Here is an 11,664-nt window from a genome sequence, read left to right as displayed (position 1 = left end):
CGCGCCGTCGCGTCAAGCCGCCGCGGGACAGGCTCCGCGCGCGGCGCTACCCTGCCCTGCACCGCCGCGGAGGAGACAGCATGGCCGACAGCATCCAGGGCGCCGAGGACCCGCTGGCCCTCGTGCTCTCCGCGACCGAGGCGGCGCGCCCCGCGCAGGTCATGGCGGGGGGCGAGGAGACGCGCGCATTGGCCAAGGTCGATGCCGCCATCGCGCTGCTGCGATCGGCCATTCTCAATCATCCGCGCTTCGTCGCGCTGGAGGCGGCCTGGCGCTCGCTGCACCGGCTGGTCGAGCAGCAGGCCGAGGCGCCGGTCGTGGTGAAGCTGATGCCGCTGACGAAACGCGAGGTCATCCGCGACCAGCGCGCAGCGGCGGATCCGGAGGACAGCGACCTCGCCGCGCTGATCTGGGATGAGGGCCTCGGCGGCGGCGAGCCCTTCGGCCTGCTGCTCGCCGACATGGATTTCGGCGCCGAGGCGGAGGAGGTGCAGGCCCTGCGCGGCCTCGCCGCCTGCGGGGCCGGTGCCTTCGTACCGGTGGTGGCGCATGCCGCCCCGGCGCTGCTCGACCTGCCGGACTGGATGGCGCTGCCGGGCCGGCGCGACATCGCGCGCGTGCATGAGGGCGCGCGCCACATCGCCTGGCGCGCGTTGCGCGACAGCGAGGAGGCGCGCTTCCTCGCCCTCGCCGGACCGCGCGTGCTGGCGCGCGGCGGGGAGGGGGCGCCGCGCTGGACCGGCGGCGGCTGGGTGCTGGCCTCGCGCATTGCCGCGGCCTTCCGCCGCGAAGGCTGGGCCGCCGGGATCGAGGGGCGGGAGGACGGCACGGAACCCGCCCTGCCGCCGGTGGGCGCGGTGCCGACGGAATGCGATCCCGCGGACGGGCAGGAGGTGGCGTTGGCGACGCTCGGCCTGACGCTGCTGATCCCGCGCGGGGCGGATCGCGCCGCGGTGCTGCTGGCGCCGACGCTGCACAAGCCGCCGCGCTTCCACGCTTCCGCCGCGACCTCCGACGCGGCGCTGGCGGCGCGGCTGCCCTGGGTGCTCGGCACCGGGCGCTTCCTGCATGCGCTGGCGCTGCGGGCACGGCACGAACTGCACCGCGGGCGCGGCGCCGCGGCGGCGGCACGGGCGCTGAACGAATGGCTGGCGGGATTCTGCGGCGAGGGTGGGCCGCTCGCGGAAGCGAGCGTGGAATTGCCGGAGGCGAAGGGGCATCCCGGCGTGCATCTGCTGTCGGCGCGGCTGCGGCCGCGGCTGCCGCAGGGGACGCCGGGGGCGGCGCATCGGGTGATGCTGAACCTGCCGTGATGCGCGCCGGAGAGGGGCCCTGCCCCTCTCCGGACCTCACCCCGCCAGGGTGCAGGGCACCCTGGACCGGCCGTACCTGGTGCCGGGCATGACTGCCGCGCCGATATGGCGACGCGTGCTGCCGGCAGGACGCCCGGAGGGTTTCCCGGGCTTCGGGCGCGGCGCACCCTTCGCAGCCGCGGAACTGCCGCCCCGCCTGGCACCAGGTGCTGGTTTCCAAAGGCCCTTAGGGCTTTGGTGGGGTGGTCCGGAGGGGCCAACGCCACTCCGGCCTTCACCGATCAGTCTTCGCGCCGATGGGCTCCCGCCCCTCCGTGCCGCTTCGCGAGACGGCCCGCAGCCGAGGCCTTGCGCCGGCAATGCGGGGAAGGGGCATGCGCCTCCGGACGCCGGAACCGCGTATCAGCCGAAACGCACCAGATTGAGCGCGGGCAGCGGCCCGCCGGGGAACTGCGCCAGCCGCGCGCCGGCGGCCAGCGTGCCGAGATCGATCGGGAAGAAGCCGAGCCGGTCGATCAGCGCGGCCACCTCGGCCCGCGCACGGGCGTCGTCGCCGGAGAGGAACAGCACGCGCCGCCCGCCCTCGGCCGCCGGGTCGCCGTCCAGCAACGGCGGCGGCAGGTGGTTGAAGGCCTTCACCAGCCGCGCGCCGGGCAACATGCCGGCGACGACCTCGCTCGAAGCGCGGCCGTTCAGGTCCGCCGGCCTGAAGAGCGGCGCCTCGATCGGGTTGTTGGCGTCGATGACGACGCGCCCGCCCCAATCCGGCAGGCCCGCAAGTGCGCCCGGAAGCTTCGACCAGTTCACCGCGACCAGGACCATGTCCTGGGCGGCCGCTTCCTCCTTCGTGCCGGCACGTATGGACGGGCCGAGTTCCGCGACCAGGCCGCCCAGGCTTTCCGGTCCGCGGCTGTTGGCGATGACGGCGGCGATGCCCTTGCGGGCGAGGATGCCGGCAAAGGCCCGGCCGATGTTGCCGGCGCCGATGATGCCGATGCGCATGGTGGTTTCTCCTTGCGTTCGGGGCTCAGGCGGTGAAGCCGCCATCGGCGAGGATGTCCGCGCCGGTGACGAAGGCAGCGCCGGGGCCGGCGAGGAAGGCGACGACATTCGCGATCTCCTCCGGCTTGCCGTAGCGGCCCACCGCCATGCCCGGGCCGACGATCTTCGAGACCGGCCCGCCATCGGGGTTCATGTCCGTGTCGGTCGGACCGGGATGCACCGTGTTGACGGTGATGCCCCGCGGGCCGAGGTCGCGCGCCAGGCTGCGGTTGAAGCCCGTCACCGCGCCCTTGGTCAGGGTGTAGAGCGAGGCGGTCGGGAAGGCCGCGTAGCGCGTCATCGACGAGCCGATCTGGATGATCCGCCCGCCCTGCTTCATGTGCCGCACCGCTTCCTGCGTCGCGACGAAGACGCCGGTGACGTTGACCGCGACCATGCGTTCATAGGTCTCGAAGGCGATCTCCTCGATCGGGCCGCCGAGGCCGAGGCCGGCGTTGTTGACCAGGATGTCGATGCCGCCGAGGGTTTCGACGGTGGTGCTCACCGCGGCGCGCGCTGCCTCGGGCTTTCCGGCGTCGGCCTCGATGGCGATGGCGCGGCCGCCGGCGGCCTCGATCTCCCTCACCACGGCGTGCGCCTTGGCAGGCGAGGCGCTGTAGGTGATCGCGACCGCGGCGCCCTCGGCCGCGAGGCGCCTGGCGATGGCGGCGCCGATGGAGCGCGAGCCGCCCGTGACGAGAGCGATCCTGCCGGCGAGCGGCTGTGTTGCGTCGGACATGATGGTGGTTCCTTGCGGGAGGTTGGGAAAGGAGTGAACCGGCGGCGCCGCTGCGTTCAGCGGGCCGGGGCGGTGATCTGGCGGATCAGCCCGGCGCCGTCGGCGACGGTCCAGTGGTCGGTGATCCGCCCGTCGCGGACGCGCATGATGTCCATGACGTCGAAGGTCGTTTCCCGGCCCGTCGGCGCGACGCTCATGAACGCGCCGCGATGCGTGCCGAGATAGGTCTTGTGGGTGGTCACCAGGTCACCCTCGGCCACCTGGCGGTGGATCACCGCGCGCCAGTCGGGGAAGGCGGCGCGGAACATCCGGTAGATCGCCCGCGTGCCGTCGCGGTTCGGCGGGAAGCCGCCGAAGGGCGTGTGGTCCACGTAGTCCGCGGCGAAGAGGCGCTCGAACAGGTCGAAGTCGCCGTCCTGCTGCACGCCTTCGATGAGGCGGCGGATCACCGCCTTGTTCGCTTCCAGCCGCACCGCCCCGGCCGGCTCGCCGAAGGCGGCCCGGGTGCCGAGCGCCGCGGCGATCGCCGCACCAACCGCGAAGCGGCGGGGCAGGGCGCCTGCGTCGGGAAGGGTGCTCTTCGTCGTGCTGGTCGGGGTCATGTCGGCCACTCCGGCTGGTGTCTCTGGAGTGGATTTTGCCGATCCATTGGCGCAGGTTTAGCCAGTAAACTCTGCAATCACTTTCAAGCAAAGATTGAAGATTTGTCGATGGAGACCCTCGCCAACCTCGAATCCTTCGTCCGCAGCGCGGAAGGCGGCAGCTTCTCGGCGGCCGCGCGCCGCCTCGCCCTCACGCCCGCCGCGGTCAGCCGCAATGTCGCGAGGCTGGAGCGCAACCTCGGCATCCGGCTGTTCCAGCGTTCGACACGCCGGCTGACGCTGACCGAGGATGGCGAACGCTTCCTTCATGCCATCGGCGGCACGCTGGAAGCGCTTCAGGCCGCCATCGCCGATGCCGCGAGCAGCCACGGCGCGCCGGCCGGCGTGCTGAAGGTCGGCATGGCGCCGACCTTCGGCGTGACGCACATCCTGCCGCTGCTGCCGGGCTTCCTCGCCCGCTATCCATTGGTCCGTCCCGAATGGCACTTCGAGAACCGCCAGGTGGACCTGATCGCCGAGGGCTATGACGCCGCGATCGGAGGCGGCTTCGAGCTCGCGCCCGGTATCGTCGCGCGGGCGCTGGCGCCGGCGCATATCATCGCGGTTGCCTCGCCCGCATACATGCGGGGGCGCGTGCCGCCGGCCGATCCCGCCGGGCTCGCGGAATTCGCCGGCATTGCCATGCGCTCGACCCGCACCGGGCGGCTGCGGCGCTGGATGATGCGCGACGTCGACGGTACCGAGATGCCCGCGATGCTGCGCGACGGCGTGGTGGTGAACGACCCCGCCGCGATGCGGGAGGCGGCGCGGCTCGGCCTTGGCGTCGCCTTGACCGCCGTGCCGGACGTGCTGCCGTTGCTGGAGAGCGGGGAGCTCACTCGTCTCGTGCCGCGCTGGTACGCCGATGCGGGGCCGATCTCGATCTACTATGCGAGCCGCACGCTGCTGCCGGCGAAGACGCGCGCCTTCGTGGACTTCGTGGCGGAGGCCTTCCGACGGGAAAGGCTGGCGGAGCGGTTCGCGGGGAGCCTGGGGTGAAAGGTCGGGGGAGGGGAACCTCCCCCGATCCCCCTTCCTTCTTTGGCACCTGGGAACTGACATCGGAGGTCAGTCCCCAGGTGCCAAAGAAGGTTGAGGGGGGTACGGGGGGAGAAGTTCCCTTCTCCCCCCGCCTTCCTCAAAACGGCTTCACGATCACCATCACCACGATCAGCACCAGCGCGAGCGTCGGCACTTCATTGGCGATGCGCCAGCCGCGTTCGCTGCGTCTGTTGGCGTCCCGTTCGAATCTCTTCCGTGCGATCGACAGGTCGTGGTGGAAAACGGTCATGGTCAGCAGGCCGAGCATCTTCCCGTGCCACCAGCCCGCCTTCCAATCGACGATGCCCGGCGTCAGCACCAGCAGCACGCCGAAGATCCAGGCGGAGATCATCGCCGGGTTCATGATGGCGCGCAGCAGGCGGCGTTCCATCACCTTGAACAGTTCCGACTGCGCGGAACCTGTCGCCACCTGGCAGTGATAGACGTAGAGCCGCGGCAGATAGAACAGCCCCGCCATCCAGGCGAAGACGGAGACGAGGTGCGCGGACTTGGTCCAGAGATACCAGGGCGCCAGCGCGTCGATGGTCATGCCGGCACGCCTTCCACCAGCGCGATGTGCGCGGTGCTGGCGGCGCGGCGCAGCGCGATCAGCGGTGCGTAGTCCTCGCTTTCGCAGAAGCCGCGCGCCGCTGCCATGCTCGGGAATTCGAGGATGACGACACGGTTCAGGCCCGGGTCGCCTTCCATCACTTCCATCGCGCCGCCGCGCACCAGGTAGCGGCCGCCATGCGCGGCGATGACCGCGGGCGCCTTCCGGCGGTATTCCTCGAAGCCTTCGCGGTCATGCACGGTGATGTTCACGATCAGGTAGGCGGGCATCGCTTCCTCCAGCCGGATTGTGCCGCACCATGGTGGCGTCGGCGCGGGACCGGCAAGACGCTTCGCGCCCGGTGCCGTCCCGCCGCCCGATCCCGGCAGGCAGAGGGGCAGCGCCCCCTCCGCCCCGCCTTCAGCCAGCGGCACGAGTTCTTGCCTCGTGCCGAGGCCGCGACGGGCACCCGGTCACCTTGCCTTGCAACGTGACCGGGGATCCGGAATGCGGCCCGCCGGTGCTCCGGCGAAGCCGGGCAAACCGGAGGTTTGCGCCCGGCGCCCGAGGGCACGAAGAGGCGGATGCCAGCGGTCGCGAATAGCGGCCATGGGTATCAGATGCGCGTCATCGGCTCCGCGATCTCTGGATCCATCGTCCACTTTCCGAGGGTGTTCCACCCGCGCTCGTACTGCGGCGGGATATGCAGCGCATCGACGCGGCCGAGCTCCGCCGCCGCGCGCATCGGCCAGTAGGGCTCGCGCAGCAGCACGCGCGCCAGCAGGATCAGGTCCGCCTTGCCCTCGGTGAGGATGTCCTGCGCCTGCTTCGGCTCGGTGATCAGCCCGACCGCAGCGACCGGGATGCCGGCGCCGCGCTTCACCGCCTCCGCCCCCGGCACCTGGTAGCCCGGGCCGAGCGGGATCTTCTGCCCGGCATCGAGCCCGCCCGACGACACGTCCACCAGGTCGACGCCCAGCGCCTTCATGCGGCGGGACAGCTCGACGCTTTCCTCCGTCGTCCAGCCGCCTTCCACCCAGTCGGTGTGGGAGATTCGCAGCGCGAGGACGATGTCGTCCGGGATCGCCGCGCGCACGGCCGCGGCCACTTCCCGCACGAAGCGGCTGCGGCCCTCGAAATCGCCGCCCCAGGCATCATTGCGGCGGTTGGAGATCGGGCTGAGGAACTGATGGCAGAGATAGCCATGCGCGCCGTGGATCTCGATGAAGCGGTAGCCGGCGCGAACCGACCGCTTCGCGCCCTCGGCGAAGGCGGCGATGGTGGCGCCGATCTCGGCCTCGGTCATCGCATGCGGCACGGCGAAGCCCTCGAAGGGCTCGGCCGATGGCGCATGGCACGTCCAGGACGGCACGGCCGGCCCATGGACCCAGGGCGCCGCGCGCGACGCCTTGCGCCCGGCATGGGCGATCTGGATGCCGGCCACGCCGCCGGTCGCGTGGATCGCCTCGACGATGCGCGCATGCGCGGTCGCCTGCGTGTCGTTCCAGATGCCGACATCGGCGGGGGTGATGCGGCCTTCCGGCACGACGGCCGAGGCCTCGGTGATGACGAGCCCGGCGCCGCCGACCGAGCGCGACACGAGATGCGCCAGGTGCCAGTCGGTCGGCACGCCGTCGTCGCGGCACGAGTACATGCACATGGGCGAGACGCCGATGCGGTTCTTGAGCGTGACGCCGCGCAGCGTGAAGGACGAGAAGAGATCGGTCACGAGGATGGACCCTCATTGCGGGATGGAGAGGACCAAGGGGGCAGGCGCCCCAGCCGGTTCTCGAGGACGGCGAACCATGTGGGTTCGCCGGCCGGTCTGGGAAGAAGGCGCCCCTCGGCATCGGTCTCGAAGCGGGAGAGCGTGACGGCATCGCGCACATTGCCGCCCACGGCCTCCACGCGCCCCGGCGAGACGCGCACAACGATGTCGCAATGCATCGGCCGGAAGCGGCCCCGGTCGACCGCCCGCTCGCGCCAGGAGGTGATCGGCGAGGCGGAGCGGTCGGCGCAGACCAGGTCGCCGACCTGCGGCGCGCGTTCCGTCACCTCGTGCGGGACGAAGGGCGCGGTCGCCGGGAAGCGCTGCGCGTCGGCGATCAGCGCATCGAGGTAGAAGGCATGCGCGGCGGAAGGCGGGAATTCGCGCGCATCCACGCCGGCCCCGCGCAGCACGTAGGAGATGAAGGCCGCCGACCAGGCGGGCTCCCGCCACAGCGCCGGGCTGCCTTCGCGATACAGCGCACGGTTGCGCGCGATCGGGTCGGTGCCCTCGGGCACGGCACGCCAATAGGCGAGCACGCGCGGGAAATTGGCGGCATCGGCCTCGGCGCCATGCGGGGCGGCGTCGGTGCGTTGCGGCGCGGCCGCAGCGACCTGGCGGCCCCAATCCTCCCACTCGGCCTGGGCGATGCGCAGCATGCGGGCGCGGGCCGCAGGCGGGTAGGAGAGGGGGGGTTCGGGCGCGGGCGGGGCGGCACAGGCGACCAGGCCAAGAAAAAGGAAGAACGGGGGGAGGGAACTCCCCCCGAATCCCCCCTCCTTCTTTGGGAACCTGGCGGCTCGCCGGGGGCGGGACGGCCAGGGGGGAAACCGAGGGGGCGCAGGGACCGGCGGGGCTGCGCAGCACCGCCCGAGGGAGGATTTCCGCCTCCGCGGCGCTCCATCGGTCACGCTGCGACCCGCACGACGGCCGCTTCCGGCGGTAGCAGCGCCGCCAGCGCCGCCGCCTGCGCCCCGAGCGAGGATGCCGACCCCGGCGCGCCCGCCGCGACGACCAGCACCTCGCCTTCCGGCCGGATGCGGCCCTGCAGCAGCGTCGTCGCCGTCTCGGCCAGGAAGGCGAGGCGTCGCGCCTCCTCCTCCGGCAGCCGCACCGCACCCGCCGCGCGCGCGCCCTGCACCGCGCGCAGCGCGCGCAGCAGCCGCGCAAGGTCCTCCGTTCCGCCGGCCACCGGGTCGCCTTCGCCGCGCAGCGCCAGCGTGTCGAGCGGCCCCGGCAGCGTCGCCAGCGCCACCGCTGCCAGGCCGCGCCGCACCGCCTCCGTCCCCTTGGCCGAGGGCGTGAGCGCTAGGTGCCGGGCCAGCGCCAGCAGTGCGGCGGCGTGGTCGGCGACCGTCGCGGGCGCGGTGCCGTCCTCGCGGAACACGCCGGAGGGCCGCTGCGTCGCCAGCAGCCCGGCGGCGAGCGTCCCCATCCGGCCGGCCAGCGCCGCATCCGCGGTCGCGCGGTGCAGGGCCTCGGCCGCCATCAGCGCCTGCGCCAACTCGGCGGGTGCCGCGCCGTCCGCATCGAAGGCGGCCAACGCGCGCAGCGCGCTGTCCCTCAGTACGGCGCCGCGCGTGCCGGGGGAGAGCAGGGCATGTGTCGCGAGCGCCGCGGCGATGGCGGCGGCAGGCGCCGCGCTCGCCGCATCGGCGCCACGCGGAACCGCAAGCGGCGCGCCGGTACCACGCAGCAGCAAGCGTTCCTCCGCGGCGGTCAGCGTGCCGCCGGACGGCAGGCGCGCCGCGGCATAGCGTGCCAGCAGCCAATGCAGCCGCGCCTCCGCCGGCCCGCTCGCCTTCACGCTGAGCAGCGCCGCCGGCCCGAGCGGCCGCAGCCGCAAGGACAGCGCGCGTGACGCCGCACGGTCCTGCAGCACGGCGAAGGCGGCGACGGGCCCGTCCTGCACCGTCACGTTCTCGCCGCCCGGGCTCGGCAGGCGTCGCGCCTCCGCGCCCTCCCCGAAGACCAGCGTGCCGTAGTCCACCCCGTCGCCGGGGCTCATCGCATCGCAGGCGGTGGTGACCCGCACGCGTTCGAGCGTGATGCCGGGCAGCACCGTCAGCGTGACGGTGAGCGTCACGGCGGGGCTGTCGGCGCGGATCTCATAGGCGTAGCGCAGCCGCGCGACCGGCGTCGGCGCGCCGCGGGAGAAGCGGCCGCGGCCGGCGAGCTCGCTGTCGTGGAGGAGCCGGACGCCGCCCTCGCCAGGCTCGATGCCGGCGCCGACGATCGCATCCTCCACATCGAGGCAGTGGCGGCGGCCCTTGTAGGTGAACTCCACCAGGTTGCCGCCGTGCAGCGCCGCCGGCGGCCCGTCCTGCCCGTGCAGGTGCTGGCGGATCTCCCCGCGCAAGAGGTTGCCGGTGAACAGGTGGTGCGGCGTCGCGATGCGGAAGTCGCGCGGCGATTCGTCCTCGACGACCAGCCGCGCGGGGCCGAGGGCGCGCGGCGCACCGCCCTCGGCCGCGAGCGCGAGCAGCAGGTCGAGCGCCCCCTCCGCACCGCCGAGCAGCGGGTGGGCCAGGGCCTCCGCCGCCGCGGCATTGGCTGCGAGGTCGAACACCGCGCCGCGCGGCGCCTCTGCGAAGGCCGGCGCGAAGCCGTCCGGGAGTCGCGCCGGGGCGAGGAAGCGCGCCAGCCCCCGCGCCAGCCCTTCCCGCACCGCATCCATCGTGCTGCCGCTCATGGCTGCCGTTCTAGCCGTGCTGCGCGGGGCCGGGATAGGGTGGCGGGGTGCTGCGGAGCGCGGATGGAATGGAAGTGAAGGACGGTGATCGCCTGTTCTTCCGCCTGGAGGTGCTTGACGCCACGCGCCGGCACCGTGGCGCGATCGGCGTCGGGGCGGGCGCGGTGCCAAGGCATCGCGATGCGTCCCGCCTGGTGATGGACATGGACCGGCGTGGCCGCGGGGAGCGGATGGCGATGCGGGGCACGGCGCGACGGAACCTGGGATGAGGAGATTCCTCGCGCTGCTGTTCCTCGCCGGCCCCGCGGCCGCGCAGCCGGCCGACTGGCGCGCCGCCGCGCCCGCCCTGCCGCTCGACGGCGCGGTGCGCGCGATGACGGCACCGGTTGCCATCGGCGGCACGGCCTGGGGTCCTTGGCAGCGCATCTGCCGGGAACAGACCCTGCGGCCGGGCCGCCCGCCGCAGCGCGACTGCCTCGGCGTGATCGAGGCCAGGCCCGAGGCCGGCGGCATGCGCCTGATCCTGCTCCAGGAGGCGACGGGGCTGCGCATCTCCGCGTTGCGCACGGCCGAGGGGCGCGTCGCGGAGTTCGTCGCCATCGGCGCCGACGGCGCCACGCCGCCGCCGGATGCGGCGCGCGACGGGCTGCTCGCCGCCTGGCGGGAGCAGTTCGTGACCATCAGCCTGGAGCGCCGGCGGATCGGCCCGCGCGAGGATTTCGTCCTGCCGATCGAAGGCTCGCCGCGCGCCGGCACCTGCCGGGTCGAAGGCAGCGCGGCCGTCGGGCAGCGCCCGGTGCTCGTCGCGCGCTGCGCCGTGGAACTCGCCGGGCGGCTGCGCGGGGGGGAGGCACAAGCGCGCATCGCCATCTTCGCGCGCGTCGCGGTGGACACCGCCACCGGGATGGTGGCGGCTCAGGGCTACGCGACGCGGATCGAGACCTTCGCCGCCGGCGGGCGATCCAATGGCGTGGTGGTCACGCCCTCCCGCGTCACGCTGGAACGGTAGGGCGCGGCTGCGCCCCTCCCGACCGGCGGGTTGCCGAGGCCATCGCGGCGCAATTGCCTCGGGTGCCCGACGTGGAGGGGCGAAGGACCCTCCGGACCCGCTACTTGCGGCTGGCCTCGTAGCGGGCCTTGGTTTCCGCGTTGGGGGGGTAGAGGCCGGGCAGGGGGACGCCGCGCTCCACCTCGGTCATGATCCAGGCTTCGAGGCGTTCCTGCTCCACGGCGGCTTCCACCACCGCGTCGAGCAGCGCCTGCGGGATCACCACGGCGCCGTCCTGGTCCGCCACGATAATGTCGCCGGGAATGACGGTGACGCCGCCGCAGCCGATCGTCTCCTGCCAGCCGACGAAGTTCAGCGCGGCGACCGAGGCCGGGGCCACATAGCCCTGGCAGAACACCGGCAGGCCGGTGCCGATGACGCCGGCGCCGTCGCGCAGCACGCCGTCCGTCACCAGGCCGGCGACGCCCTTCTTCGCCATGCGGGCGCACAGGATGTCGCCGAAGATGCCGGCCGCCGTGCAGCCCATCGCATCGGCGACCGCGACGCAGCCTTCCGGCATCTCCTCGATCGCCGCACGGGTCGAGCGCGGGGAGGACCAGGAATCGACCGTCGCCAGGTCCTCGCGCGTCGGCGTGAAGCGCAGGGTGAAGGCCGGGCCGACGATGCGCTTCGCCTTGCCCGGCACGATCGGGCGGGAACCGGCGATGTAGCAGAACCGCACGCCCTTCTTGAGCAGCACGGTGGTCAGCGTGGCGGTGGTGACGCCCTCGAGGGCGGTCTTCTGGGCGGCGGTCAACGGCATGGACGCATTCCTCCTGCGGAGGCGCGTTGCATCGCAGGCCGGGGCTGCCCCGGCAAGCCCCTGCGCAT

At 73.2% G+C, this 11,664-nt stretch carries 13 protein-coding genes; 4 read left to right on the top strand and 9 right to left on the bottom strand.

Annotated elements, in window-relative coordinates:
- The first annotated feature begins 80 nt into the window (after positions 1–80).
- Positions 81–1,313 carry a type VI secretion system contractile sheath domain-containing protein gene (locus tag GXW74_RS13130; RefSeq protein WP_211846962.1) on the top strand — a complete coding sequence of 411 codons (1,233 nt, stop codon included), beginning with the start codon at positions 81–83 and terminating at the stop codon, positions 1,311–1,313.
- A 402-nt stretch (positions 1,314–1,715) separates the two neighbouring features.
- Here GXW74_RS13130 and GXW74_RS13125 read toward each other — a convergent pair whose 3' ends face one another.
- From GXW74_RS13125 to GXW74_RS13115, 3 genes are read right to left on the bottom strand one after another with little or no spacing between them, the layout of a single operon-like run.
- Positions 1,716–2,315, bottom strand: a complete 600-nt coding sequence (locus GXW74_RS13125) for an NADPH-dependent F420 reductase (RefSeq protein WP_211846961.1) — start codon at positions 2,313–2,315, stop codon at positions 1,716–1,718.
- Between the two features lie 25 nt (positions 2,316–2,340).
- Entirely contained in the window at positions 2,341–3,093 is a 753-nt protein-coding gene (locus GXW74_RS13120) for a 3-oxoacyl-ACP reductase family protein (protein WP_211846960.1), read from the bottom strand.
- 56 nt (positions 3,094–3,149) lie between these two features.
- The gene (locus GXW74_RS13115) at positions 3,150–3,695 is read right to left on the bottom strand and encodes an ester cyclase (protein ID WP_211846959.1); all 546 of its coding nucleotides are present in this window, start codon (positions 3,693–3,695) and stop codon (positions 3,150–3,152) included.
- A gap of 108 nt (positions 3,696–3,803) precedes the next feature.
- On the opposite strand from GXW74_RS13115, the gene GXW74_RS13110 reads away from it, so the two are divergent.
- Positions 3,804–4,733, top strand: coding sequence for a LysR family transcriptional regulator (locus GXW74_RS13110; protein ID WP_211846958.1), 930 nt, complete (start codon positions 3,804–3,806; stop codon positions 4,731–4,733).
- 139 nt (positions 4,734–4,872) lie between these two features.
- Here the strand turns inward: GXW74_RS13110 and hemJ are convergent, their stop codons facing one another.
- The 5 genes from hemJ to GXW74_RS13085 form a co-directional block, all read right to left on the bottom strand.
- On the bottom strand, positions 4,873–5,325 hold the full coding sequence (hemJ, locus tag GXW74_RS13105; RefSeq protein ID WP_211846957.1) for a protoporphyrinogen oxidase HemJ: 453 nt from the start codon (positions 5,323–5,325) through the stop codon (positions 4,873–4,875).
- The gene (locus tag GXW74_RS13100; protein ID WP_211846956.1) at positions 5,322–5,759 is read right to left on the bottom strand and encodes a DUF1330 domain-containing protein; all 438 of its coding nucleotides are present in this window, start codon (positions 5,757–5,759) and stop codon (positions 5,322–5,324) included. Before GXW74_RS13100 ends, hemJ begins: the two co-directional genes overlap by 4 nt.
- A 182-nt stretch (positions 5,760–5,941) precedes the next feature.
- Positions 5,942–7,054: an NADH:flavin oxidoreductase/NADH oxidase gene (locus tag GXW74_RS13095; RefSeq protein ID WP_211846955.1), complete on the bottom strand. Its 1,113-nt coding sequence runs from the start codon at positions 7,052–7,054 to the stop codon at positions 5,942–5,944.
- Positions 7,051–7,752 carry a DUF2272 domain-containing protein gene (locus tag GXW74_RS13090; protein ID WP_211846954.1) on the bottom strand — a complete coding sequence of 234 codons (702 nt, stop codon included), beginning with the start codon at positions 7,750–7,752 and terminating at the stop codon, positions 7,051–7,053. The genes GXW74_RS13095 and GXW74_RS13090 overlap by 4 nt, the downstream gene beginning before the upstream one ends.
- A gap of 248 nt (positions 7,753–8,000) precedes the next feature.
- Positions 8,001–9,785: a hypothetical protein gene (locus GXW74_RS13085; RefSeq protein WP_211846953.1), complete on the bottom strand. Its 1,785-nt coding sequence runs from the start codon at positions 9,783–9,785 to the stop codon at positions 8,001–8,003.
- 68 nt (positions 9,786–9,853) lie between these two features.
- Here GXW74_RS13085 and GXW74_RS13080 point away from each other — a divergent pair, with 68 nt between their 5' ends.
- Together GXW74_RS13080 and GXW74_RS13075 are read left to right on the top strand one after the other, a co-directional pair.
- Positions 9,854–10,054 carry a hypothetical protein gene (locus GXW74_RS13080; protein ID WP_211846952.1) on the top strand — a complete coding sequence of 67 codons (201 nt, stop codon included), beginning with the start codon at positions 9,854–9,856 and terminating at the stop codon, positions 10,052–10,054.
- A complete protein-coding gene (locus GXW74_RS13075) occupies positions 10,051–10,794 on the top strand; it encodes a hypothetical protein (RefSeq protein WP_211846951.1) in 744 nt (247 codons plus the stop codon). The genes GXW74_RS13080 and GXW74_RS13075 overlap by 4 nt, the downstream gene beginning before the upstream one ends.
- A gap of 100 nt (positions 10,795–10,894) precedes the next feature.
- Here the strand turns inward: GXW74_RS13075 and GXW74_RS13070 are convergent, their stop codons facing one another.
- Positions 10,895–11,596 (bottom strand): ribonuclease activity regulator RraA, encoded by a 702-nt coding sequence (locus GXW74_RS13070; protein ID WP_211846950.1) that lies wholly within the window; start codon positions 11,594–11,596, stop codon positions 10,895–10,897.
- Positions 11,597–11,664: the final 68 nt, after the last annotated feature.

Origin of the sequence: Neoroseomonas eburnea (assembly GCF_018129005.1) — a bacterium.
GTDB classification, from domain to species: Bacteria; Pseudomonadota; Alphaproteobacteria; order Acetobacterales; family Acetobacteraceae; genus Neoroseomonas; species Neoroseomonas eburnea.
The sequence above is the reverse complement of the archived record's forward strand: the minus strand, read 5'-3'. Positions and strand labels throughout refer to the sequence as shown.

What these genes read in the sequence shown, in the direction of transcription:
- GXW74_RS13110 (WP_211846958.1), top strand. Translation starts at nt 3,804, where the DNA reads ATGGAGACCCTCGCCAACCTCGAATCCTTCGTCCGCAGCGCGGAAGGC.
- GXW74_RS13120 (WP_211846960.1), bottom strand. Translation starts at nt 3,093, where the DNA reads ATGTCCGACGCAACACAGCCGCTCGCCGGCAGGATCGCTCTCGTCACG.
- GXW74_RS13090 (WP_211846954.1), bottom strand. Translation starts at nt 7,752, where the DNA reads ATGCTGCGCATCGCCCAGGCCGAGTGGGAGGATTGGGGCCGCCAGGTC.
- GXW74_RS13075 (WP_211846951.1), top strand. Translation starts at nt 10,051, where the DNA reads ATGAGGAGATTCCTCGCGCTGCTGTTCCTCGCCGGCCCCGCGGCCGCG.
- hemJ (WP_211846957.1), bottom strand. Translation starts at nt 5,325, where the DNA reads ATGACCATCGACGCGCTGGCGCCCTGGTATCTCTGGACCAAGTCCGCG.
- GXW74_RS13080 (WP_211846952.1), top strand. Translation starts at nt 9,854, where the DNA reads ATGGAAGTGAAGGACGGTGATCGCCTGTTCTTCCGCCTGGAGGTGCTT.
- GXW74_RS13115 (WP_211846959.1), bottom strand. Translation starts at nt 3,695, where the DNA reads ATGACCCCGACCAGCACGACGAAGAGCACCCTTCCCGACGCAGGCGCC.
- GXW74_RS13070 (WP_211846950.1), bottom strand. Translation starts at nt 11,596, where the DNA reads ATGCCGTTGACCGCCGCCCAGAAGACCGCCCTCGAGGGCGTCACCACC.
- GXW74_RS13085 (WP_211846953.1), bottom strand. Translation starts at nt 9,785, where the DNA reads ATGAGCGGCAGCACGATGGATGCGGTGCGGGAAGGGCTGGCGCGGGGG.
- GXW74_RS13125 (WP_211846961.1), bottom strand. Translation starts at nt 2,315, where the DNA reads ATGCGCATCGGCATCATCGGCGCCGGCAACATCGGCCGGGCCTTTGCC.
- GXW74_RS13130 (WP_211846962.1), top strand. Translation starts at nt 81, where the DNA reads ATGGCCGACAGCATCCAGGGCGCCGAGGACCCGCTGGCCCTCGTGCTC.